The organism is Saccharopolyspora tripterygii (assembly GCF_054778355.1).
This window is the reverse complement of the sequence record NZ_BAAGZP010000009.1, coordinates 1-22,699: the sequence shown is the minus strand read 5'-3', so window position 1 is coordinate 22,699 and position 22,699 is coordinate 1. Positions and strand designations below refer to the sequence as shown.

The 22,699-nt window shown below is 66.0% G+C and carries 21 protein-coding genes; 16 read left to right on the top strand and 5 right to left on the bottom strand.

All coding sequences use genetic code 11. The annotated features are described in order from the left end of the window. The 7 genes from ACYVF3_RS09635 to ACYVF3_RS09605 are packed head-to-tail and all read left to right on the top strand — an operon-like array spanning position 1 to position 6,149. Positions 1-246 carry a phosphopantetheine-binding protein gene (locus ACYVF3_RS09635; protein ID WP_461153860.1) on the top strand — a complete coding sequence of 82 codons (246 nt, stop codon included), beginning with the start codon at positions 1-3 and terminating at the stop codon, positions 244-246. Continuing rightward, positions 243-1,415, top strand: coding sequence for an acyl-CoA dehydrogenase family protein (locus ACYVF3_RS09630; protein ID WP_461153859.1), 1,173 nt, complete (start codon positions 243-245; stop codon positions 1,413-1,415). The genes ACYVF3_RS09635 and ACYVF3_RS09630 overlap by 4 nt, the downstream gene beginning before the upstream one ends. Beyond that, positions 1,408-2,562: an acyl-CoA dehydrogenase family protein gene (locus tag ACYVF3_RS09625; RefSeq protein ID WP_461153858.1), complete on the top strand. Its 1,155-nt coding sequence runs from the start codon at positions 1,408-1,410 to the stop codon at positions 2,560-2,562. The genes ACYVF3_RS09630 and ACYVF3_RS09625 overlap by 8 nt, the downstream gene beginning before the upstream one ends. Then, positions 2,547-3,170: a 4'-phosphopantetheinyl transferase family protein gene (locus ACYVF3_RS09620; RefSeq protein WP_461153857.1), complete on the top strand. Its 624-nt coding sequence runs from the start codon at positions 2,547-2,549 to the stop codon at positions 3,168-3,170. The genes ACYVF3_RS09625 and ACYVF3_RS09620 overlap by 16 nt, the downstream gene beginning before the upstream one ends. After that, entirely contained in the window at positions 3,167-4,099 is a 933-nt protein-coding gene (locus ACYVF3_RS09615; RefSeq protein ID WP_461153856.1) for a hypothetical protein, read from the top strand. The genes ACYVF3_RS09620 and ACYVF3_RS09615 overlap by 4 nt, the downstream gene beginning before the upstream one ends. A gap of 5 nt (positions 4,100-4,104) precedes the next feature. Further along, positions 4,105-5,637, top strand: a complete 1,533-nt coding sequence (locus tag ACYVF3_RS09610; RefSeq protein ID WP_461153855.1) for an amino acid adenylation domain-containing protein — start codon at positions 4,105-4,107, stop codon at positions 5,635-5,637. 5 nt (positions 5,638-5,642) lie between these two features. Next, positions 5,643-6,149 (top strand): flavin reductase family protein, encoded by a 507-nt coding sequence (locus ACYVF3_RS09605; RefSeq protein ID WP_461153854.1) that lies wholly within the window; start codon positions 5,643-5,645, stop codon positions 6,147-6,149. 13 nt (positions 6,150-6,162) lie between these two features. On the opposite strand, the gene ACYVF3_RS09600 is transcribed toward ACYVF3_RS09605, so the two are convergent. After that, a complete protein-coding gene (locus tag ACYVF3_RS09600) occupies positions 6,163-6,687 on the bottom strand; it encodes a CGNR zinc finger domain-containing protein (RefSeq protein WP_461153853.1) in 525 nt (174 codons plus the stop codon). 137 nt (positions 6,688-6,824) lie between these two features. On the opposite strand from ACYVF3_RS09600, the gene ACYVF3_RS09595 reads away from it, so the two are divergent. From ACYVF3_RS09595 to ACYVF3_RS09580, 4 genes are all read left to right on the top strand, one after another. Beyond that, positions 6,825-8,126 (top strand): MFS transporter, encoded by a 1,302-nt coding sequence (locus tag ACYVF3_RS09595; protein WP_461153852.1) that lies wholly within the window; start codon positions 6,825-6,827, stop codon positions 8,124-8,126. An 811-nt stretch (positions 8,127-8,937) separates the two neighbouring features. Next, complete coding sequence (locus ACYVF3_RS09590; protein WP_461153851.1) at positions 8,938-9,204, top strand: hypothetical protein; 267 nt, start codon at positions 8,938-8,940, stop codon at positions 9,202-9,204. 141 nt (positions 9,205-9,345) lie between these two features. Beyond that, entirely contained in the window at positions 9,346-10,245 is a 900-nt protein-coding gene (locus ACYVF3_RS09585; RefSeq protein WP_461153850.1) for an IS5 family transposase, read from the top strand. A 655-nt stretch (positions 10,246-10,900) separates the two neighbouring features. Next, positions 10,901-11,713 carry an alpha/beta fold hydrolase gene (locus tag ACYVF3_RS09580; RefSeq protein WP_461153849.1) on the top strand — a complete coding sequence of 271 codons (813 nt, stop codon included), beginning with the start codon at positions 10,901-10,903 and terminating at the stop codon, positions 11,711-11,713. A gap of 616 nt (positions 11,714-12,329) precedes the next feature. On the opposite strand, the gene ACYVF3_RS09575 is transcribed toward ACYVF3_RS09580, so the two are convergent. The 3 genes from ACYVF3_RS09575 to ACYVF3_RS09565 all read right to left on the bottom strand — a co-directional run bounded on the left by ACYVF3_RS09575 (position 12,330) and on the right by ACYVF3_RS09565 (position 15,747). Next, positions 12,330-13,793, bottom strand: a complete 1,464-nt coding sequence (locus ACYVF3_RS09575) for an NAD-dependent succinate-semialdehyde dehydrogenase (protein ID WP_461153848.1) — start codon at positions 13,791-13,793, stop codon at positions 12,330-12,332. A gap of 86 nt (positions 13,794-13,879) precedes the next feature. Then, positions 13,880-14,899, bottom strand: a complete 1,020-nt coding sequence (locus tag ACYVF3_RS09570; protein ID WP_461153847.1) for a transketolase family protein — start codon at positions 14,897-14,899, stop codon at positions 13,880-13,882. Next, positions 14,896-15,747: a transketolase gene (locus ACYVF3_RS09565; protein WP_461153846.1), complete on the bottom strand. Its 852-nt coding sequence runs from the start codon at positions 15,745-15,747 to the stop codon at positions 14,896-14,898. Before ACYVF3_RS09565 ends, ACYVF3_RS09570 begins: the two co-directional genes overlap by 4 nt. A 351-nt stretch (positions 15,748-16,098) precedes the next feature. On the opposite strand from ACYVF3_RS09565, the gene ACYVF3_RS09560 reads away from it, so the two are divergent. The 5 genes from ACYVF3_RS09560 to ACYVF3_RS09540 all read left to right on the top strand — a co-directional run bounded on the left by ACYVF3_RS09560 (position 16,099) and on the right by ACYVF3_RS09540 (position 21,591). Further along, on the top strand, positions 16,099-16,863 hold the full coding sequence (locus tag ACYVF3_RS09560; protein WP_461153845.1) for an SDR family NAD(P)-dependent oxidoreductase: 765 nt from the start codon (positions 16,099-16,101) through the stop codon (positions 16,861-16,863). 64 nt (positions 16,864-16,927) lie between these two features. After that, a complete protein-coding gene (locus ACYVF3_RS09555; RefSeq protein ID WP_461153844.1) occupies positions 16,928-17,689 on the top strand; it encodes an SDR family oxidoreductase in 762 nt (253 codons plus the stop codon). Between the two features lie 295 nt (positions 17,690-17,984). Then, the gene (locus ACYVF3_RS09550) at positions 17,985-19,025 is read left to right on the top strand and encodes a zinc-binding dehydrogenase (protein ID WP_461153843.1); all 1,041 of its coding nucleotides are present in this window, start codon (positions 17,985-17,987) and stop codon (positions 19,023-19,025) included. Between the two features lie 348 nt (positions 19,026-19,373). After that, positions 19,374-20,198 (top strand): IclR family transcriptional regulator, encoded by an 825-nt coding sequence (locus ACYVF3_RS09545; protein WP_461153842.1) that lies wholly within the window; start codon positions 19,374-19,376, stop codon positions 20,196-20,198. Between the two features lie 34 nt (positions 20,199-20,232). Continuing rightward, positions 20,233-21,591, top strand: a complete 1,359-nt coding sequence (locus tag ACYVF3_RS09540; protein ID WP_461153841.1) for a phenylacetate--CoA ligase family protein — start codon at positions 20,233-20,235, stop codon at positions 21,589-21,591. Positions 21,592-21,631: 40 nt separating this feature from the next. On the opposite strand, the gene ACYVF3_RS09535 is transcribed toward ACYVF3_RS09540, so the two are convergent. Beyond that, on the bottom strand, positions 21,632-22,606 hold the full coding sequence (locus ACYVF3_RS09535) for an enoyl-CoA hydratase/isomerase family protein (protein ID WP_461153874.1): 975 nt from the start codon (positions 22,604-22,606) through the stop codon (positions 21,632-21,634). Between the last annotated feature and the right edge of the window lie 93 nt (positions 22,607-22,699).

The following is a 22,699-nucleotide window of genomic DNA, read 5'->3' as shown; positions in this document are numbered from 1 at the left end:
ATGGAATCCCGATTCATCACGCTGCTGACGCCGTTCCTGAAGTTCGCGGGCGACCGCGAGATCACGGAGGATTCCGACCTGCGCGAGTGGGGCCTGGATTCGATGCAGGCCATCGAGCTGTTATTCGCCATTGAGGACTGCTACGGCATCGCGCTGCCCGATGACGAGCTCAACGACGACACCTTCGCCACGGCGGGCAGTCTGTGGCGCGTGGTGGCCGCGCAGGTGCAGGAGGCCGCGGCATGACCGCGCCGGTCGAGCTTCGTCTCGACGTTGATGAGCTGGCCGACGATGTCGCCACGGTGGCCGAGCGGTACGTGGCCGAAACCGATCACGAGGCGCGGTTTCCCGTAGCGGCGCTGGAGGAATTGCGCCGCACCCGTCTGCTGGGCTTGCTCGTGCCCGTCGAGCACGGAGGGCTGGGCGGCGACATCGCGGACGTTCTCCGGGTGGGAATCCGGCTCGGGCGCGCGGACATGTCGCTGGCGATGATCTTCACGATGCATTGCCAACAGGTGGCCGCTGTCGTCGACTACGCCCGGGAGCCGGTGCGGGAGGAGCTGCTGGGCCGGATCGGACGAGGTGAGGAGTACCTCGCGTCGGTGACCACCGAGGTCGGTACCGGCGGTCACCTGCTCAACGCGGAGTCGGCCCTCGGCGGCGACGAGCGGAACCTGGACATCGACCGGTTCGCGCCGATCGTCACCGGAGGCGCTCATGCCGACGGGTTCCTGATCACCATGCGTGCCGCGGAAGACGTTTCGCCGAACCAGGTATCGCTGGTCTACGCCCATCGCGATCAGCTCGTCGCGAGCGGATCGGGGGATTGGCAGCCGATGGGGATGCGCGCCAGCCACAGTATCGCGCTGCAGCTGACGGGCCGCGTGCCGGCGCACCAGATCATCGGGCAGCGGGGAGGCTTCGCCGATATCTCTGGTGCGGTTTTCGCGCCGATGGCGCACCTGGGATGGTCGGCGGCCTGGCTGGGCACCGCCGCAGGTGCCCTCTCACGGGTGCTGCGCCTGGTGCGCAGCGAAGATGGGCGCAAGAAGTTCGATACCAAGTCCGAACTCCTGCTCACCCGGCTGTCCCAGGCGCGCCGACGGCTGGATTCGGTCAACGCGATGCTGTGGCGCACCGAGGAGTTGGTGCGTACGGGACGGGATCTGTCGACTCCGCGCCACCAGCTTCTGCTCAACGCGCTGAAGATCACCGCAGCCGACGAATGCCACGCCGCGGTCGAAGATCTCGTCGCCGCCGTGGGGTTGCGGCACGGCTATATGAAGAACTCACCGACCAGGCTCGAACTCGCGCTGCGCGATCTGCGGTCGGCGGCGCTGAATTTCAGCAACGACCGGTTGCACCTCGCGGGCGGGCGGTTGGCGCTGATGGATCCGGAGGTGCATCTTGTCTGAGACGTCCTTGCTGGAACCGCTCGTCGGAATCCCGGATTTCGACGTACTGGAGAAGGTCCTGGGGGAACTCGACGCGTCGGCTCCGGCGACCGAGATCTGGCTGGCGCTCGGCAGAGCCGGGCTGATCGAACAGGTCTACCGGCACGGCTCGCCGGCCGATGGGGTGCTGCCTGAGCGGCTGGCGCGGCTGCTGACCGCGGTGGACTGCAGGTTTCCGGTGGGCACCACCCTCGCCCTGTGCGTGCAGACCGCCACCGCGTTGCCGTTGCTCGCGGGGGACACGGCCGCCTCGGCCCGAATTCTGCACTCCGCGCTGCGCGGCGAGGTGTCGCTCGGGCTGGCTGCCACCGACGTCGGACCGGGCTCGGATCTGACCGCGTTGGAAACCGAGGTCCGGCTCGGTGAGCACGATGTCGTGCTCACCGGCGCCAAGCGCTGGATCACCAACGCCACCACGGCGAACGAGTTCCTGGTGCTCGCCCGTCACCGTCAGGGCAGGCACTTCACGAACTTCACCTGGGTTCTGGTGCCCGCGGATGCTCCGGGTGTCCACGTGTCGTCGGCCGAATCTGACCTCTTCCACGGGTCGGGTGTGGGTGATGTGGCGTTCGAGCAGGTGCGGTTGGAGCGAGCCCGGGTGATCGGCAGGCCGGGTCGCGGGCTCGCCAGCTTCGCCCGGCACATCGCCGTCGAACGGCTCGCCGGTGCGCTGTGGGCGTTGGCGCTGTGCCGCCGCACCTTGGACCACACGCTGCGCGGACTGTCGGTTCGTCCGCACCAGCAGGGCACGTTGTGGGACATCGACAGCGTTCGCCAGCGCTTCGCCGGCTGCCTGGTGGAGGTGCGGCAGCTGGACGCGTTGGTCAAGGATCTCAGCGAGCGCATCGCGAACAACCACGACACGTCGGCCGCCGCGCTGCTCAAAGCGGCGGTGGGCACGACGGTGGATCGGGTGCTCGCCGAATGCGCCCAGTTGCAAGGAGCGGAGGGATTCACTGCGCGCGGTGCGCAGAAGTTGCGCGCGCAGGCCGCGATCTTCGGGATCGGGGGCGGTACGACCGAGGTCGTCCGCGCCGCCGTGGCCGACGACGCCATGACGGTGCTCGCCGAGCTGAACCCGAGTGGGTGGTCATGCACCGGGAGCTGATCGAAGTCGCCGACGACATCTGGCTGAGCACGAGCCGCATCGAGGACATCACGAGTCAGCATCCGGCGGATCTGGCGCTGACCAGGGGAATGCCTGCTTGGCGTTCCCGCGAATTCCTCGCAGGCAGAGCCGTGCTGCGGTTGATGCTGCGGGAACTGCACCCGCACGCCGCCGGGCTGGAGGTCATGGCCGCAGACAACGGGAAGCCGTACCTGGGCGGCGCGGCGGGGTTGGGTGTGAGCATCTCGCACGACAACGGGCTGGTGGCGGCCTGCGTCGCCACCAGCCGGGACGTGGGAGTGGACGTGCAAGGCGCGCCCGAGGAAGTGGAACGCGCCCTGGTTCGGCGCTGCCTGCGCACCTACGCCGACGAGGTGCTCCACCTGCCGCCGTCGGAACGCGCTCTGGAGTTCGCGTGGGTGTGGACCGCGCAGGAAGCGTGCGTGAAAGCCACTGGCGAGGGAATCGGCGGACGGCCCTGGGCGATCGACGTTCCGCCGGACACCGAGACCGGGACGTGGGGCGCCTATCGCTGGGTGAGCCTGCGCGGGCGCTCCGAGGTCCCGCTGAGCTGCGCCTTCGGGCCACCGAAGGGGGAGGCACTATGACGGCGATCGTGCGCGGGCAGCAGGAGCTGAGCTGCTACACGTCGAACTTGCTCACCTACCTGGAAGCGGAGGACACGTCGGCTTCGAACCGACTCGCCGAGGCCATCGACCTGCGAGTGCAGCTGGGGGAGACCGAGGAATTGATCTTCTCCCACCACGAGCGCGTCGATCGCGATCCGGGCGACCGGGAACTCGGCTATCGCGGTGCGGCCCGGTGGGCGCAGTGCGTGTCCGGGCTGCGCGACGAAGTGGAGGCGCAGGGCCGTGTCCTGGCCGTGGCGAACACGCGCTTCCTGCCGTGGGCGCCGGGTGACGCCGAGACGCCGCACTGGGTGCTGCTCACGGATCGTGACAGCGACCGATGGCATGTGGTCGATCGCTTCTCGGCGCTGTTCTCGACCGGAGAGCAACATCCGCACGAGCAGTGGATCACCGATGAGGAGCTGCGGGCGGCCCTGACACCGGTGTGCGCGCTCGCGAGAACCGCCCGCAACCGCGATGCCTACGCGCTGGGTGAACGGATCGCGGTGCCGGACGAGGAGCACTACCGGTGGTTGGTCAAGCAACCGTCAGCTGGTGCGTCCAGTCCTCGTGTGCGGGTCGACATCAACTCGACCTTGGGGCTGGTCGCGGAACGGATCGTCGGCAGCGTGAGCACTCTCGCGGCGCACGTCGAAGATCTGTGGGCCGCGGCTCGGCACCAGCGCTTCCAGCTCAACTCGTTCGTCCACGCAGGACTGATCGACGGCGAAGTAGTGCGGCCCGCCTGGGATGCGTGGGGTGAGCTTCCCCGTTCCCTGCGGTTCGCGCTGGACTCCGCGCGCCGATCACGACCCAGGCCGGCGCTGCTGGAGAAGACTTTGGGACATCTCGCGGAGGTCACGCACGAACTGCACGTGTCGCACCCACAACTCTTCCCGAAGGGATGACCACTATGGAAACTAAGCCCACACTGTACGAGTGGTTCGCCGACTCGGCCGCCACCCATCCGTCCGCCACCGCGCTGGAGGTCGCGGGCACCTCCCTGAGCTACGCCGAACTGGAGAGCGTCGCGGAAGCGATCGCCGCCGCTCTCGTCGAGCGAACCGGGAGTGTTCCCGCCCGCGTCGGCCTGCTCGCAGCCCGCACCGTGGTGGCCTACGCGGGATACCTCGCGGCGCAACGGCTCGGAGCGACCGTCATCCCGCTCAACCCCGCCTTCCCCGAGGCACGCAACACCGCCATCGCCGAACAAGCCGAGCTCGACGTCGTGCTGGTGCACGCCGACCTCCCGACGCGATTCCCGATGCCCGTTGTGCGGTTGGACGACGACGAACTCAATGCCCTGCCGAAGCCGGGCGCGCTGCCGGCGTCGACCGCGAAACCCGAAGACCTGGCCTACATCCTGTTCACCTCGGGCTCGACCGGTCGGCCCAAAGGCGTCCAGCTCCAGCACCGCAACGTGTGCGCGTACCTGGCCCACGTCATCGATCGCTACGGTGTCGCACCGGGCGACAGGCTGTCGCAGACCTTCGACCTCACCTTCGACCCCTCGGTGTACGACATGTTCACCGCGTGGGGATCGGGCGCGACACTGGTCGTTCCTGCCCGCGCCGACCTGCTCGCACCCGTTCGCTTCGTCAACCGCAACCGGATCACGCACTGGAACTCGGTGCCGTCGGTGATCTCGCTGGCGAGCAGGCTGCGGGCGCTGAAGCAGGAGAGCATGCCGACGCTGCGCTGGAGCCTGTTCTGCGGTGAGCCGCTGACCCTGCACCAGGCGCAGGCCTGGCGCGCAGCCGCCCCCAACACGATGATGGAGAATATCTACGGGCCCACCGAGATGACGGTGACCTGCACGGAGTACCGGCTGCCCAGCGATCCCGCCGACTGGCCGCGTCCCGCGAACGGCACGGTCCCCATCGGTACCGTCTACCCCGAACTCGAGCACCTGGTCCTCGATGAGGACGGCAGACCCGCCGAGGTGGGCGAGCTGTGCCTGCGCGGACCGCAACGGTTCCCGGGATACGTCGACGCCGCAAACAACACGGGCCGTTTCGTGTCTTTCGACGGTGAGTTCGCCTCCGTCTACGACGGGCAGGAGCCTGTGACCGAGGCGCATTGGTACCGCACCGGTGATCGGGTGGCAGTGGAGCAGGGACAGATCGTGCATCTGGGACGGCTCGATCACCAGGTCAAGATCCGGGGTTATCGGGTGGAGCTCGGCGAGATCGAGGCCGCGCTACGGGATCAGCCCGCGGTCACCGACGCGGTCGTGCTCGCGATCACCGGCCACGACGGTGAAACCGAACTCGCTGCTGCCTACACCGGCGAACCGCGTGATGAGAACGAACTCGTCGAGGCGCTCGGACGTCAGCTGCCTGCGTACATGGTGCCGCGCAGGGTGGTTCCGTTCGAGCTGTTCCCGCTCAACCCCAACGGCAAGATCGACCGCAAGGCTCTTGCCGATACCGTGGAGGACCGGTGAGCGCGATGACTCAGGAGAATCGGACGCCTCCCGACAGCGCGACGTTCCGGCGTGCCATGGGACAGTTCCCCACCGGGGTCACGCTGATCACCTGCGGCAGCGGAGCGCGCACCGAGGTGATCACGGCCAATTCGATCCTCTCGGTCTCGCTCGAGCCGGTTCTGGTGCAGGTGGGGGTCGGAGCGGCTGGGCGAATGCGGTTCCGGCTCGACGAGACGAGGACCTTCGCCATCAACGTGTTGAGCGCGGATCAGCAGGAGTTGTCGGCGGTGTTCGCCAGCCGCGACCGGCCGAGAGGCGACTCCGCCGCGGCCTTGCTGGGCGACGAGGTCGACGGGGCGGGCAACGTCCTGGTCGATGCGGCCCTGCTGAGCATGGAATGCCACGTCGAGGCCGCGCAGCAAGCGGGTGATCACGTGCTGTTCTTGGCACGAGTGACCGCGGTCCGCATGGGCGAGGCGCAGCGCAGGCCGCTGGTGTTCCATCAAGGCTGCTATCGAACGGTCGCATGAACTGCGGTGGTCATCAGCGATTGCGCGCGGCGAAGGTGCGCGCCTTCTGGCGGTTGCCGCAGACCTGCATGGAACACCATCGGCGACTTCGGTTCTTGGTCGAATCCCAGAACACCCAGCCGCAGTCCTCGGCGGGGCAACGCTTGATGCGCTCAACCTCGCCGGTGATCAGCAAGGTGGTCAACGCCGCGGCCAAGCTCGCTAGCGCCCGCGAGGTGAGCGGCAGGTGCGGGTCGGGTTGGAGTGCGGAGTCCGGGGTGAGCGATGCGAGCAGCGGGAGATCGAGCAGGACGGCGTCGGCGTCGGCGAGCACGTGCGAACGCTGCTGCTCGGTGCCCAGCAGCTCGCGGACGCCGGCGCGCAGCCGGAGACATCGTTCGTGGTCAGCATCGGTCACCGCAGGCGTCCGGGCGGTGACCTCATGTTCCACCAGCCAGCCGGCGAGACCTGCAGGTTCCCGCAGCGTGTCGGTGTCGTCCTCGATGTCCAGCGTGTTCGCGAACGCAATGATCAGCTCGGCGTGCGGGGACGGATCCACGGCGACTCACCTCTTCGTTGACGTGCGGTAACCAGTCACCCCGATAAGAGGTTACCCGTTTGCGGGATGGACCCGCAACGAAGCGGCCTCGATACTATCCGTCTAAATGCTTTTGCTGGTTAGAAGGAGGTAGGGACATGACGGACCGACTCGCCGAGCCGCCCGTTGCTGCACCGCCACGCGATCACAGCGGGCACAACACGCTGGTGCTGGTGGTGTTCACCGCCATCACCAACCTCGCCGACGGCGTGCTGAAGATGGCTCTTCCGCTGTTGGCGACCACGTTGACCCGCTCGCCGGCACTGGTCGCGGCCGTCTCGCTTGCGCTGACGCTGCCGTGGCTGCTCACCGCGCTCCACGTGGGCGTGCTGGTTGACCGGTTCGACCGTCGTCTGCTGCTGTGGCTGGCCAACGGTCTGCGGCTGCTGACGCTGGCCGGGCTGCTGGCGGCCTGGTACTCGGAGGCGGTGACGCTGCCCTTGCTGCTGGTCGGAGGGGCGGTCCTGGGCGTTGCCGAGGTGATCGCTCTGACCTCGGCGATGGCGCTGACCCCGACCGCGGTGGGGCCGCGCTGGCGAGAGCAGGCGAATGCCTGGATCACCGGTGCCGAGACGGTGTGCAACGAGTTCTGCGGACCGTTCGTCGGAGGCCTGCTGGTCGCGGTCGGCAGCGCTTTCGCTCTCGGTGCCACCGCCGTCAGCTACGTGCTGGCCACTGTGGTGCTGGTGTTCCTCATCGGTCGCTTCCGCGTCCCGCGCCAACGTGAGTTGGAGGTGAGCGTCAGCAGCCAGATCGGCGAGGGGCTGCGCTACCTGTGGAGGCGCCGTCTGCTGCGGCTCATGGCCCTGGTGCTGACCGTGCTGTGCTCCTGCTGGGGCGCCTGGCTCGCGCTGATGCCTCTCATGGCCACCACAGTGCTGGGCCTCGGCCCTCGTGAGTATGGGATGCTGCTGAGCGCGCTCGGGGTCGGTGGCCTCGTCGGCGCGCTCACCGTGACGACAGTGAACCGCCTCATCGGCCGCCGGTGGGCGCTGTTCGCCGACCTCATCGGCACGTTCGCCATGGTCATCACGCCCGTGCTCACCACCGAGCTCTGGGCGCTGGCTGCGGGTGCCTTCCTCGGTGGGATGGGGGGAACCCTGTGGGCGGTCAACTCCCGCACCATCGCCCAGTACCTCGTCGATCCGGAGATGATGGGCCGCTACAGCGCCGTCGCCCGCCTGTTCAGCTGGGGTGCGATGCCCGTCGGCGCCGGTGCGGTCGGACTGCTGGCCGAGTTCCTCGGCATGCGCGCTGCCTTCATCGTCTTCGCCATCGCGGTCCTGATCACGATCCCGCCGTTCCTGCGCACCGTCACCCCACAAGTCCTCGCAGGCGTCGAGAAGGCGAAGCAGGATCAGCTCGCCGAACACCGAACCGGATCCGCCCCACAGGAATGATCCGGCAACTCACCGTGCCTGCGGTACCGGCTGGGCAAGGACGAGCAGTTCGAAAACTCAGGTTCGGATCTGAGATGGCAGTCGAGAGGATCGGGCTGCTATCCCGGCTGCCCGAGCCCACCGGTGGCTGCGACGAGGAGGTGATCGATCATCTTCGCGCGAACGGGTTTAGTGATCGTCTACCTCGGCCCGGACTGGACACTCGAAGAGCTTCAGCCGGAAAACGGCGTCCACAGCACTGCCACCCAGCGGGACACAGCTGGCCTTTACGGTGTAGAAGATGAGCTGCGAAACCCACCCTAGACGCGACTGGGGCGAGACCGTGGTCTCGCCCCAGCTGATGTCCGGGATCCCCAAGGTCAAACCCGTGGGGTAATTCTGTGTCCGAGGGCGAGTTGCGCACTAACCACACGGCTTCGGTTGCCGAGGACTGGGTAAATCCGCTGGGTTTTCTGCTGTCCCACCTGTCCCGTTGGTGGCGTTCTTCGGGACACCGCGGAGGACGGGCTCAGTAGCTTTATGAGCTGGGGAAACGCGAATGGCTCGTGATGAGGGGCGGGTGTTCTTTGGTGTCCCGAGGTGTCCCTGAACCAAGTCTTGTCCGCGCAGGGCGCAGGTTCAGGTCAGGTAGCAGCGCATCCGGACGGTGGACTTCGAGCGCGCCCTTAGGAAGGTCGTGGTCTCGTGCCGAGAGAACCGGTCAGGGGGCGTTCGCGTCGAGGCGGGCCAGTGTCGAGTGCAGTTCGTGCGCCAGCAGGCGCAGACTGCGAATATCGTCCTGGCTCGCTGCGGTGGCGGACTAGGATGTCACGTGCGTATCGGCGTCGAACACCGTTCCGGCGCGGTGCCAGACGCGGGCTATGGCGCACAGCACCTGAGCGGAGACGTTGATTGGTCGCGCCACGCTGAAGAATTCCAGGCCATTGCCGAGCTCATCCTGGGTGACTCCTTCCAGGAGCAGCAGCGGATCGCCGATTCGATCCTGAAGCGGCGCCGCAGCACCGGAATCCGGCGGAAGGCAGCTGTCCTTGCCCGGGTGCTGATCGATGCGCCGGTTGGGTGCGGCGGGGAACGCTGACGTTGCTGAGATGCCGGGCGGGTCGGCTTCGGGAAGCTGGCCTAGGAGCTGTTTAGGAACGAGGGGTGCTGTCGGGAAGTAGAGAGGTCTCCGGTAGATGGATCAACGACCAAGAAGATCGACATCTAGCCGGAGACCTCGGTGGGAAGCGTATCGGTTGGCGCGCGTACGGATCGGCAGTGGGTGGCGTTGCAGCGTGTGTTGCCGCCTCAGCCTGTGGTGGGACGTCGTCCGAAGTGGACACGTCGGCAGTTACTCAATGGGGTCCGGTGGCGGGTGCGGGGCGGTGCTCCGTGGCGGGACGTGCCGGAACGCTATGGGCATTGGCAGTCGATCTACCAGCTGTTTCGCCGGTGGCAGCGTGAGGGCGTGTTGCCCTGGATTCTCTCGGCGCTGCGGGCGTGGGCGGAACAGGCGGGCCTGATCGACTGGCAGGTGTCAGTGGATTCCACGATCAACCGGGCCCACCAGCACGCCGCCGGAGCTCGCCGCCGGCCCGATGAGCAGGTCGAACCGCCCGGCGACGAACCGGCCGATCACGCGCTGGGACGCTCCCGTGGTGGGCTCACTACGAAGATCCACCTGGCCTGCGAACAAGGCCGTAAGCCGTTATCGCTACTGATCACCGCCGGTCAACGCGCCGACAGCCCTCAGATGACCGCCGTACTGGAGGCGATCCGGGTCGCACGTGGCGGACGCGGACGCCCGCGCACCCGCCCGGATCGGGTGCTGGCCGACAAGGCCTACTCCTCCCGCGCGAACCGTTCCTACCTGCGTCAGCACGGGATCATGGCAACGATCCCGGTCCCGAAAGACCAAGCCGGTCACCGTCGTGCCCGCGGTTCATCCGGAGGCCGTCCACCCGCCTTCGACTCCGATGCCTATCGGCAGCGCCACGCCGTGGAATGCGGCATCAACCGCCTCAAACACCACCGCGCCGTGGCCAGCCGCTACGACAAACTCGCCGTGCGTTACGAAGCCACCGTGCAGATCGCCACCATCGACATCTGGCTCCGCGACCTCACCAAGATCAATTCCTAAACAGCTCCTAGACGCAACTGAGGCGGGACCGCGGTCCCGCCTCAGTTGCCATCACGAACCCCGAAGGCCACGCAAGTTCAAACCCGTAAGGAAATTCTGTGTCCGAGGACTCGATCCCGCAAGTGCTTGCGATTTCCCGTGTTTGGGGAAATCACACCAAAACTGTAGCAGGCGGTGCCGTGTTCGTGGGGCGAGTATGCGTCGGCGTGTGTGGGGCGCGTCCCGCGAGGTTTGTCGGCGTGTTGCTGCGACCGTTGTCGTCTAGTCACGCGGCGTGCCCGGTGCTCCTCGGAGTCGGCGTGTTGCTCTGGCAGCGCTGGACAGTACGCAGAGCTCGGCACGTAGGCGCCGAGAGCGTTTTCCTCCCCAACGCCGTGTGAGGGCAGGCGGCGTGGGGTTTCTCCTGCGCCGTCTGGCATCTGGGCGCTTTCGCCCGACTCCTCGAGCCCCCTCATGGTCTGAAGCGTAGTTCGCTGACACATGGAGCATCGCGCAAATTGGATCCGACTTTAACCGCAGATCTCGTATCTTCCGGGACAGTACCGAAATCATGCCAGCCATGCTGGACTTTGTATTCAATCTCTGGAAACTTGGTGTGCGAGTTCACGCTTGCGCGCGGGTCCTGATCCCGTCGCACGAGGCAAAGGATCGTTTCATGACCAGTACGACACTCACCCTTGCCGGCGGGGAGCTCTTCGTCGATGACACGGGGGAGGCCAACCTCACGCCCGTGGTGTGTCTGCACTCCCTCTTCCTCGACCACCGCCAGTTCGACGAGTTCACGCGAGCGGCGGCGGGCAAGTTCCGCGTGATCAGAACGGATTTCCGCGGCCAAGGACGAAGCAGCGCCGGAATCCGTGACATCATCAGCGTAGAGAGCGTCGCGGGGGACGTGATCGCGGTGCTCGATGCGCTGGGAATTGAGCGCGCGCACTTCTTGGCATCGTCAATGGGCGGCGATGTCGGCGTGCGCGTCGCTGCCTATCGGCCTGACCTGATCCGTTCGATGGTGATCACCGGCTCCTCTGCCCGCGCCGAGCCGGCCGAACAGCTGGATGAGTTCCTCGAATGGGTCGAAAACGTGGGGGAGCGTGGATTTGTCGACGATGTGCTCACCTCCACAATGCGGATCATGTTCGGCGAGACGACACTCAACGACCCTGCCCGCAAGGACGTCGTTAAGCTGTGGAACGAGCGAATCGCGGCCTTGCCAAAGTCCCTGAAGCCCGCGATGGCCGGCGTGATCCGACGTCGCAGCGCCCTTCCCCTGCTGGAGGACATCACGGCGCCCACGCTCGTGATCTCGGGCGAGGAGTGCATCTGCCGTCCGCCGGAATGGGCCCACGAACTGGCAGACGGTCTCCCGAACTCTGAGCTGTGGATGATGGATCGAATCGGGCACAGTCCTCTCCTGGAGGCTCCCGAGGTGGTCAACGCTCGTGTCATCGACTTCTTCGCAGCCAACTAAGAATCGTCCCGGGCGCGGTTGACCGACGTGTACTTGCCGACTCACGGTAGGCTGGCCGAAGTTTTGACGGCGGTAGCCCGTCTCCAGCTCGACCGGACAAGTCCGCGGCCAGGAGTGCAGTCGGCGGTGGTTGAATCAGTGGACCTGTTCAAAGGTCGGAACCTTCGGCCTGCTCGACCACGTGCCACAGACCGGGTGGTGGTGCAGACCCGTGCCCGGGTGGGCGCCCACCCGGGCACGGGTCTGCACACGCCGACGATCGCAATGCGAGCCACCGTCACTGTCTTGGCGGAAGCGGGAGAACCGAGCTGCAGCGTCGTTTACTCTGCGTGTGCCTGCAGTGAGGAAGCCACGGCGAGGACGCGGTCGTGGATCCGATCAGGCGACGGGCCGTGCTTTCGCCGCAGCGCACCCTGACAGAACCCTCCAGATGGGAATCGCGGAATAAAATCTCCTCGGCTAGCGGCGACGGTCTGCAGGACCAAGAGCCGTGCTCGGCGTGCGCGTCCGGCCAAATCCTCGTCGCTGCACGATGTGGAGGGCGCAGCAGGAGCCCGTGAAGCGCAGTCTGTCATGTGCACCTCATTGTTCTGATCGGAACTGGTTGAGAAGGTCGTCATTCCCAGGCGACGCTCATGTACTTGGTCTCCTGGAATTCCCGGATTCCTTCGCGGGCGCCCTCCCGGCCGAGGCCGCTCTGCTTGGTGCCGCCGAACGGTGTGGAGGGATCCGACACGAGGCCCCGGTGAACGCCGACCATGCCGGTGTCGAGGGCTTCGCCGATCCGCATTGCACGGCCGAGATCGGAAGCGTAGACGTAGGAGCTCAGCCCGTACTCGCTGGCGTTGATCGTGTCAATAAGTTCTTGCTCGTTTGTCCACGTGACGATTGGGGCGATCGGGCCGAAGATCTCTTCGGAGGCCACCTCGGAGGTCGGCTGGAGATCAGTGAGAACCGTGGGTGGGAAGAAGGCAGGGCCCAGCCCGGCTCGCAGCTCGGCTTGGAAGGCGATGCGTGCTCCCCCGGACGTGGCCTTGTTGACGAGGTCGCGCATCTCGGAAGCGGCCTGGGCTGTGATCATCGGTCCGATGTCATTGGTTGAATCGGCAGCCGGTCCGATTCGCAGATCACGCACCGCAGAGATCAGCTTCGCAGTGAACGCGTCCGCCTCTTCCTCGTGCACGTAGAAGGCGTTCGCAGCCGTGCAGGCCTGACCGCCGTTGCGGAACTTGGCCGTCATCGCCCCGAGCACGGCTGCGTTGAGGTCAGCGCCGTCGGTCACGATGAACGGGGCGCTACCTCCCAGCTCCATCGAGGCGTTGACGACCCGGTCGGCTGCCTGGTGGAGCAGCAACCGTCCGACCGGGGTGGACCCGGTGAAGGAGATCTTGCGAATCCGCCGATCCTGCATCCAAGTTCCCACCACGGTGGAGGATGAACTTGTTGTAACGACGTTGACAACCCCGTCGGGTACACCTGCTTCGCTCAGGAGATCGGCTATGTACAGCGCGGTCAGCGGTGTCTCCGATGCCGGCTTGACGACGACCGTGCATCCCGCTGCGAGCGCGGGCCCCAGCTTCCGAGTGACCATGGCCGCTGGGAAGTTCCACGGCGTAATCAGCGCGGCGACACCAACGGGGCGATGGGTGATGACCGTGCGGGTAGCGCCGGCAGGTGACGGTCCGAAGGCACCCTCGGTGCGTACGCCTTCCTCGGCGTACCAGCGGAAGAACTCTGCTGCATAGGTTGCTTCGGATCGCCCGTCCGCTGCTGACTTGCCATTCTCCGCACAAATCAGCGCGGCGATTTCGTCAGACCGTTCGGTCATGAGATCGAACGCGCGCCTGAGAACCTCGGAGCGGGCGCGTGCCGGGGTGGTGCGCCAGGAAGCGAGCGCCGCCGCGGCATTGGTGGCAGCGGTATTCGCCTCATCGATGCTTGCGTCGCGGACGTGCGCGATCACACTCCCCGTCGCTGGATCCCTGACCGCAAACAGCTCGCTCATGCCGGAGGCGTTCGTATCGTCCCGGACGCCCTGCCGGCGCAGCCGTGCAAAGATGCCGTCGTGCAGCGACGTCACCTCATCCGCAGTGCTCGGTGCGCCGGTCGCAGCTGGCCCTCGGGATGGCACGACACCGACGACGGGGGTGTGGTTGCCGCCAGAGATCACCGGACCGCCTCTCGGGCAACTGCTGCGATGCCGGCAGCATCGAGCTGGAAGTGCCGGTAGAGATGGGTAGGAGGTCCGACGGGGCAGTACTCGTCGGCGATTCCGTGGCGCACCAGCCGCGCGCCCCCAGGGCTTTCGGCAATTACCTCGGCCACAGCTGAGCCCAGGCCGCCGATCACGTTGTGTTCCTCGACGGTGAGCAGTACGGGGCATTGGCCAGCCGCTGCGGCGACGGCCTCGCGGTCGAACGGCTTGATCGTGTGCATGTCGATCACACGCGTGGCGATGCCCTCTCCACGCAGGTTCTCCGCGGCGTCCAGCGCGGGGGAGACCATGGAACCGGTGGCGACGATGGCGAGATCTGTGCCGTTGCCGTGAGTGATGGCCTTGCCGAGTTTGAAGTCCGCGAGGGCGTCGGCCTGGTAGACCTGCGGATCTCGCCCACGTCCGATTCGGATGTAGACCGGACCCGGCACGTCGGTGGTGGCCCGCACGACCTGTCGGAGCTGCTCGGGATCGGCCGGGGCAACGACGGTCATGTTGGCCATGCTGCGGGTGATCGCGAGGTCTTCGGTCGCATGGTGGGACGTGCCGTAGAAGCCGAGGGTGAAGCCGGCGTGATGCCCGATCATGCGCACCGGGAGGTTGGTGTAGGCCGTGTCGGTGCGCATCTGCTCTGCGCACAGCAGGGCCATGAAGCTTGCGAAGGTCGCCACGAAGGGACGTGTTCCGGTGGCCGCGAGCCCCGCCGCAGCTGAGATCATGTTCTGCTCGGAGATTCCGAACTGGATGAATCGCTCCGGGTAGCGGTCCTGGAAGCGGACCAGGCCGTTCGAAAACTTCAGGTCGGCGGTGCCGACGACGACCGGTTCGCCGGCGTCGACGAGCTCGGTGAGGGTCTCCGACAGCGCCGCGAAGCCGGGGGCCTGCTCGAGCATGTCGGTGAGCTGCCACGAACGGCCGCGTGAACCGGCGGTGTTGGTCGGGGTGCCGAGGTCGGGGTCGCTGATGGTCACTTCTTTGCCTCCAGTTGCGCGTACGCGTAGGCCTCGTCTTCGGTGTCGAGCCAGCCCAGGTGCCAGCCGAACTCGGATTCCATGAAGTCGACGCCCTTGCCCTTGACGGTGTGAGCGATCACCACGGTGGGTGCCGTGCGGTTCTCGGTCTCCTTGATCTCGCGGAGGGTCGCCGTCAACGCCCGGACGTCGTGCCCGTCGACGGTCTTGACGTCCCACCCGAAGGCGGCCCACTTGTCAGTGAGCGGCTCCAACGCGCTGATCTCATCGGTCGGTCCGTCGAGCGAATACTGGTTGCGATCGACGATCGCGATCAGGTTGCTGACGTCGTGATGGCGTGCGGCCAGCGCGGCTTCCCAGATTTGCCCCTCTTCTTGCTCGCCATCGCCCAGCAGGACGTAGACGTCGAAGGGGTCGGGGGCGTAGCGCGCACCCAGCGCAATTCCCAGGCCGACTGAAAGGTTGTGCCCGAGCGATCCCGAGGAAAAGTCAACTCCTGGGACCTGGACCATGTCGGGGTGATCGCCGAGCGGGTTGCCGAGGCGGGTGTAGCCGTCGAGGACATCCTTGTCGAAGAATCCCCAGTCGACGAGCAGCGGGTATTGGCCGACGGCCGCGTGTCCCTTGCCGAGTAGAAGCCGATCTCGTGCAGGCCAGTCCGGCTCACCCCGCTTGAGACGCAGGATGTCGTAGTACAGCACTGCGAAGATTTCGGCGCAGGAGAATGCCGAGGCGTAATGCCCGGTCTTTGCGATGTCGATCAGCCGGACAGTCTCGGTGCGGACGAAGCGCGCCTTCTCTTCGAGGCGCGCGATCTCCTCCGCGCTTGGTGGATTCGCATCACCCATAGGTACTCGATCTCCTTGTCAACTCGAGTTCGCCTTCCGTACTCCGTTGCGGAGGGAAGGGACGACATCCGGCGGAAACATCGCCGGTGGTTGGTGCCTGACTCGCGACTTCGAACGGTTTCGACGGGATCGCCAGCTCCGCACGTTGAGGTGCGACGGGACGGAGCCGGTCGCAGTCGGCGGGCAGCCTGACGGAGAGGACCATAACCGTTGAGCGATAACTCTGTCCACCTGGTGGCTTTTTTGGGAGTCTTGTGACAGGGTTCCGATCGACACCACGTTGTCTGTCACGTCGGGGAGCCACTGCGCTCGGTGCGCCCTGAAACATCGACTAGTCGAGGAGTGCTCGGGATGACCAGCAGATCTGTACTGATCACGGGTGGTGCGCAGGGGATCGGTGCGGCGACCGCGGACGAGTTCGCCTCGCGCGGCTGGCAGGTCCTCGTCGCTGACCTCAACGAAGAGGATGCCGCCAAGCGCGCGAAGGAGCTCAACAGCAGGGGCGGCGACGAATGCCATTTCGGTTTTGGTTGCAACGTGACCTCGGAAGCTGCGGTCGCCAAGACGTTCGAGCAAGTGAGTGAGACGACCGGCGGTGGTCTGGACGCGCTCGTAAGCTGTGCCGGGATCTTGATGCGGGAGGACGCCAAGACGATCGACACCGCTAAGTGGGCGAGTCAACTCGACGTTCATCTCACTGGAGCGATGCTGGTCGCTCGCGCTGCCTACGCACTGATGCTGGGTCGCCCCGGGCCGAGCATCGTCAACATCGCTTCCGTGGGATCGACGTTCGGGCTGCCTGGAAGGGTGGCGTACTCGACGGCGAAGAGCGGGATCCTCGGTCTCACCCGCACCCTCGCTGCAGAATGGGGGCCCGACGGGATCCGCGTGAACGCGGTCGCGCCTGGTTACGTAAGGACTGCGATGGTCCAGAGTGGTTTGGATGCGGGAACGTTGAGCCAGGACGCGCTGGTGTCCAGGACGCCGTTACGTCGGCTGGCCGATCCTGGCGAGATCGCAACGGCGATCGCTTTTCTCGCCTCGCAGGACGCGGCTTTCGTTCACGGAGAGGTGCTCAAGGTCGACGGTGGTTTGACGATTGATGGGCGGTTCTGAGTTGACATCGACCTCCAACGTATGCCGCCGGAGTCTAGGAGACATGCACGGCCGCACTGCCGTCGTGACCGGGGCCAGCAGTGGCATCGGCCTCGCAGTGGTCCGTCGCTTTCTTGAGGCTGGCGCTACCGTCCACGGGATTGCCCGGCGCGGTCACCTGGTTGCCGAGCTTGCCGGGGACGCAGCGCCGGACGAGGGCAAGCTGCACTCTCACTCGCTCGACGTCGGAGATGCTGAGGCCGTCGCGGCACTCGCTTCAGAACTCGGCTCAGTTGACACGCTCGTTTCCGCGGCCGGTGTCAATGTCCCGCGGCGGCGGCTTGAGCACCTCACCGTGCAAGCGTGGGATGACATCGTCCGGACCAACCTCAGCGGCCCCTTCTATGTCCTGCGCGCCTTCTTGCCTACTCTGCGGGAAGCTCAGGGCGATGTTGTGCTTGTCAGCAGCGTGGCTGCTGCGTGGCCGGACCACACTGGACCGGCTTATCAGGCCTCCAAGGCCGGTCTTCTCGGGCTTGCCCGCGGCGCTGGCTTGGACGAGCACGGGAACGGTATCAGGATTTGCACCATCCTGCCGGGCATCGTGAACACCGCAATCCTCGACCGGCGCCCGTCGCCGCCCCCACAGGAGCTGCGGGAGAAGTTCGTACAACCTGAGGACGTCGCGGAGGCTGCACTCAGTGCTGTGACTCTTGCTCACCGCACGTCGGTCGCTGAGATGACCTTGGTGGCGACCCAGCTTCAGGCCTTGGGGAAGACCTATCAAGCGACACCTGACCTTCCGGAACCATCCTTCGGGCCCGTCGACGGTCTCGTTATTCAGTAGAAGATGACCAGTAGAGGACGCTGAGGCGCTGCCCTCTGAGGCCACCACGCTCGTCCGTGCGAAGCGATGGTCCTGCTCGTCGGGCCAGCAGCAAAGCCGAATTGTTCGGGTGCGTGCTTTGCGCACGGGCCCCGAGTGGCCAGGGGATCGCGGTCAGGCTCACGACCACCGGTATGTGCTCTGGAGCCAGTGTTCCTGCACAACAGGTGAGACCGGCGTTCGTTCAGGCGCCCACGGATAGCCGCCAGCGGTGTTCCCAGCCGCTGGCTATTCCATCACGACCTCGGGAGGGCTTATGCAAGCGGTCGTCGCATACGGCGCCGGTGATCTAGGGCTCGAAAACCGGCCCGTGCCGACGCCCGGACCGGACGAAGTCCTGATCCGCATCGTCTACGGCGGCATCTGCGGATCTGACATGCGCTATGCGCAGGACGGACGCAACGGTGCCTACACGATTGTCGAGCCACTCACCCTTGGACATGAGGTTGTTGGAATCGTCGATCGAATTGGTTCGGCGGTCAGTGGCTCGCCGGTGGTGGGTACCGCGGTCGCGATCCATCCGGCCACGCCCGCGCCACCCGTAGGCGGCCGCGAAGGTCATGGCCTTCATCTTGCGCCTGGCGGCACATACCTCGGCAGTGCCTCAACCAATCCGCACACCCAAGGCGGCTTCGTCGAATACCTCGCCGTTCAGCCGGGACAGCTTCGTCGGCTGCCCGACGGTTTGCCGCTGCGTCTTGCGGTTCTGGCTGAGCCGTTGGCGGTGGCTCTGCACGGGGTGGGCCGGCTCGGAAACAAGGTCAAGGGCGCGCGTGTCCTGGTCAACGGCGCCGGTCCTATCGGGGCGCTGGCGATCGCGGGCCTTGCGGCGGCCGGTGCCGTGTCCATCACCGCAGCCGATCTCCAGGAACACCCGCTGAGGATCGCGCGCGAGGTGGGTGCGGACACTACTGTGGCGCTCGGCGCTGGTGAGAAGGTTGAGAGCGACGCCTACGACATCGTGGTCGAGGCGGCTGGCGCCGTCCCATCCCTGATCAGCGGCCTGCAGGCAGTCCGTCCCGGCGGTTCGGTACTTCAGTTGGGAATGCTTCCCGCAGGGTCGCAGACGCTACCCCTGGCCGGCTTGATCGCGAAGGAGATCACCCTGCTCGGCTCGCAGCGTTTCGATGTCGAACTCGACGAGGCCGTCGCACTGCTGGCTTCCGAACCTCGGCTCGCGTCGATCGTGAGCCATGAGTTCACAGCGGACGAGGTCATCGATGCCTTTGCCTGCGCTGCAGATTCGTCGCGGTCGACGAAGGTCATCCTGAGATTCGGTGAAGATCCCACTGCATAGTTCGCACGAGCAGGTGTGCGCAGTTCGAGCGCGCCAGTTACTTCGGGCCACCAATCATGCGGCGCCGGCGCGGGGCCATCTCGCGTGCACCGACACCGCATGGTTCATGCTGGTCCGCCGAAGTTCCTTGATCAGAGTGCAGATCGAGCCGGCGACGTTCGGCGAGAGACGTGTCCGGGTCGTTGGGGCGATGCCCCGCTCAGAGACGAGCGTCTTCTAGCCCGTGCTCGGGTGTGACGAAGGCGCCGCACAGGAGGCCTCTGCACAGACTCCATTTGGCGAGATTCGTGTTCGGATGGCGCTAGAATCGGGATCGAAATCTTCGTTACCGACCTGTAGGAGCCGTTCGTGACCGGTCAGCCGCCCAGTCTCGTGCTCAAGGTGGCGCGCCTCCTCACTGAGCTAGCCGCGCTCGGCGAGGCCAACGCAACTGAGCTTGCCCGGGCGACGGGCGAACCGCGCAGCAGCGTGTACCGGACCCTTCGGAGTCTCGCGACGGTCGGATGGGTAGAGGAATCAGAGACCAACGGAACCTGGCAGGTCGGCATCGAGCTCTTCCGCTTGGGCGCCGGGGCTGTGCACCGACTGGACGTCCGTCAGGTTGCGCGACCCTACCTCGAGGAGCTTCACGACAAAACCGGTCAGACCACCTATCTGTGCGTCCGGCGCGACATGCACGCAGTGTGCATCGAGCGGATCGAGGGCAACGGAGTCGCAAGTCTGGCTCTGCGACTCGGCGGGTCATTGCCGCTTCATCTGGGTGCGTCACCGGTCGTCCTGCTCGCCTTTGATGGAGATTTCCATGCCGAATGGCAGCGCCGTGTCGAAGCGGTCGGGCTGGAGCCGCCTGCCAGTGGCCGTGCCCAGACCACGTCGGACGTCCTCGAAAGGCTCAAGGATGTGCGCAGGTCCGGATTCGCCGTCTCAGACGGGGACGTGACCCGAGGAATCGCGGCGGTCGGTGCCCCGGTTTTCGATCACGCCGGTCGTCTCTCGGCTTCTATCGCCGTCAGCGGTCTCCGGCAGCACATCGTTGGTCCGGAACAGTCAATGACCGAGATGACTGTTGCCGCAGCAGAAGCGATTTCTCGTTCGCTCGGATTCATCGCACGGCCAGAGTCATCGTCAGCAGGGATGGTGAGTCACGGCCAGGAGGACGTGAAGGCACCGTGAGCCGCGGGACGACAAACGGCGGAGGACGCTCGTGATGTGGAATCCGACGATCGAGACAGCCTCTCGTGAACAGCTGCGGAGCCTGCAGGACGAGCGCTTGCGCCGACAGCTCGCTTATGTGTACGAGCGGTCGTCCTTCTACCGGACCATGCTCGATTCCGTCGGCGTGGAGCCCTGCGATATCCGTGGCGTTGATGATCTTCACAAGCTGCCGCTGACGACCAAGCAACAGTTGCGGGACAACCAGGATGCCTCGCAGCCCTACGGTGCCCACGTCAGCGCTGCCGGCGACGAGATCGTCTGGATCGCGACCACGAGCGGGACCTCGGGCGCACCCTTGGTTCTGCCGCGCACTGCCGCGGATATCGAGACGTGGACCGACCTCAACGCCCGTGCTTTCACCACTGCAGGCCTCGGCAGGGGAGACATCTTCCAGAACATTCTCGGGTACCAGTGGATGGCCTCGGGCTTGGCGCTGCACAGCGGGGCGCAACGTGCGGGTGTGACTGTCATCAACGCAGGCCTCGGCAACACGAGCCGGCAGATGTGGTCACTGGAAACCCTCGGCGTGACGGCCCTGCACGCGACTCCGAGCTACCTGCTGCATCTCGGACGCAAGATCGCGGATGCAGGCATGTCAAAGGAACTGCACCTCACCACGTTGATCGGAGGCGGTGAGGTCGGGATGGCCAGCCCCGCGACGAAGGACCGACTGCGTGAGCTTTTCCCCACGGTGCGCCGGGTGTCGGATGTTGGTGGCATCACCGACATCGGCACCATGATCTGGGCCGAGTGCGAGGAGGGGGCAGGAGGTCACATCGCTGAGGACGCAGTCGTCTGGGAGGTCATCGACTCAAGCACCGGCCAGTGCGTGCCCGACGGCGAGGTCGGGGAACTGGTCCTGACCGACGTGGTCTCGAGCGGCGCACCACTGCTGCGCTACCGGGTGCGCGACCTCGTTCGAGTCGACACGTCGCCATGCCCGTGCGGTCGGACAAGCGCTCGGTTCGTTGGAGGAATCCTTGGACGCAGCGATGACATGATTACAGTTCGGGCGGCCAACGTGTATCCGGCTGCTGTCGACGACATCGTCAGATCAGTTCCCGGCCTCGGTGCCCCGGAATATCAAGTCATCGTGGAACGGGTTGGGGACCTGGACGTGATGACGCTGCGTGTCGAGCTGCCCGAGTCCACCGGTGAGGTGGCCCGGGCTGAGATCCGTTCGGCCTTGGCTGAGCGGTTCCGGCTCGCGATCGGCAGCAAGGTCGAGATCCAGATCGAGGCGGTCGGTACCCTTCCGCGGTTCGCGTACAAGGCGATGCGCCTGATCGACAAACGTGCTGGTCGGACCGAGGAGGACGCCTGGCGGGTTGCGGCTGAGCAGCAGGTCTGACGACAGAACTAGCCACGAAGTCGGGCGTACGATGGCCGGTTCAGCTGATATCCGGAACGGCTGCGAAGAACTGCTCAACCTGTTCGTCGCTGACTTCTTCGAGTGCCGCGGGTCGCCAGCGGGGAGATCGGTTCTTGTCGATGAACCTCGCCTGGACTCCCTCAGCGAAGTCCGGGGAACTCAGGCAAGCGACCGAAACTCGGTACTCGTTCGCCAAAGCGGCGGCCAATGTCCCAGCCTCCCGCGCGCGACGCAGTGACCGCAATGCCACCTTCAGTGCAGTGGGGGAGTGCGTTTGGATGGCCCGCGCCGCATCACCGGCGGCCGATGCTGTGCTCGCCCGCAGCCTGTGGAGGATTTCCTCCACGGTGTCTGCGGCGTACGCGGCGTCGATCCACTCACGTTCAGCTAGCAGCGGTGCGGATGGCGGGGGTTGTGAGAAGGTGCGGATGGCAGTGTCCAGTGCGCCGGCGCGGACGGTAGCGCAGAACTCTGCGAGGTCACTGGCAGCTACGAAGTAGTCGGCGAGACCGCAAGCTATCGCGTCGGCTCCGGTCATCGCCGAGGCTGTCAGAGCGAGGTGCGTACCCAGCTCGCCAGGAGCACGGGCGAGCAGGTGGGTGCCCCCGACATCGGGGATGAAGCCGATGCAGACTTCCGGCATCCCGATTCGGGAGTTCTCCGTGACGATCCGGACGTTTCCGTGCGCCGAGAGCCCTACGCCGCCGCCCATGACGATGCCGTCCATCACGGCGACGTAGGGTTTGGGGAAGGCCGCGATCCGCGCGTTGAGCGCGTACTCCTCGCGCCAGTAGCGAGCGCGAATCCCGTCTCCTCGCAGCATGTCTCGGTGAATCGCGACGATATCGCCCCCTGCGCACAGACCGCGTTCGCCGGCGCCGGTGATGATCACCGACCGGACGCTGTCGTCGGTTTCCCAGGCTGCCAGTTGTTCGTCGATTGCCAAGGTCATCGCTCGGTTGACGGCGTTGAGCACGCGCGGGCGGTTGAGCAGGATCGAGCCGACCCCACGGGTGACCGTGAAGGTGACGGGGCTGCTGAAGGTTTCTGTGACGGTTGGTCAGGCGGCTTGGTGGGTCGTTGTGGT

Bases quoted from the DNA above. Each gene is read 5' to 3' on its own strand.
- ACYVF3_RS09635 (WP_461153860.1), top strand. From the start codon at position 1: ATGGAATCCCGATTCATCACGCTGCTGACGCCGTTCCTGAAGTTCGCG.
- ACYVF3_RS09630 (WP_461153859.1), top strand. From the start codon at position 243: ATGACCGCGCCGGTCGAGCTTCGTCTCGACGTTGATGAGCTGGCCGAC.
- ACYVF3_RS09620 (WP_461153857.1), top strand. From the start codon at position 2,547: ATGCACCGGGAGCTGATCGAAGTCGCCGACGACATCTGGCTGAGCACG.
- ACYVF3_RS09615 (WP_461153856.1), top strand. From the start codon at position 3,167: ATGACGGCGATCGTGCGCGGGCAGCAGGAGCTGAGCTGCTACACGTCG.
- ACYVF3_RS09610 (WP_461153855.1), top strand. From the start codon at position 4,105: ATGGAAACTAAGCCCACACTGTACGAGTGGTTCGCCGACTCGGCCGCC.
- ACYVF3_RS09605 (WP_461153854.1), top strand. From the start codon at position 5,643: ATGACTCAGGAGAATCGGACGCCTCCCGACAGCGCGACGTTCCGGCGT.
- ACYVF3_RS09595 (WP_461153852.1), top strand. From the start codon at position 6,825: ATGACGGACCGACTCGCCGAGCCGCCCGTTGCTGCACCGCCACGCGAT.
- ACYVF3_RS09580 (WP_461153849.1), top strand. From the start codon at position 10,901: ATGACCAGTACGACACTCACCCTTGCCGGCGGGGAGCTCTTCGTCGAT.
- ACYVF3_RS09565 (WP_461153846.1), bottom strand. From the start codon at position 15,747: ATGGGTGATGCGAATCCACCAAGCGCGGAGGAGATCGCGCGCCTCGAA.
- ACYVF3_RS09560 (WP_461153845.1), top strand. From the start codon at position 16,099: ATGACCAGCAGATCTGTACTGATCACGGGTGGTGCGCAGGGGATCGGT.
- ACYVF3_RS09550 (WP_461153843.1), top strand. From the start codon at position 17,985: ATGCAAGCGGTCGTCGCATACGGCGCCGGTGATCTAGGGCTCGAAAAC.
- ACYVF3_RS09540 (WP_461153841.1), top strand. From the start codon at position 20,233: ATGTGGAATCCGACGATCGAGACAGCCTCTCGTGAACAGCTGCGGAGC.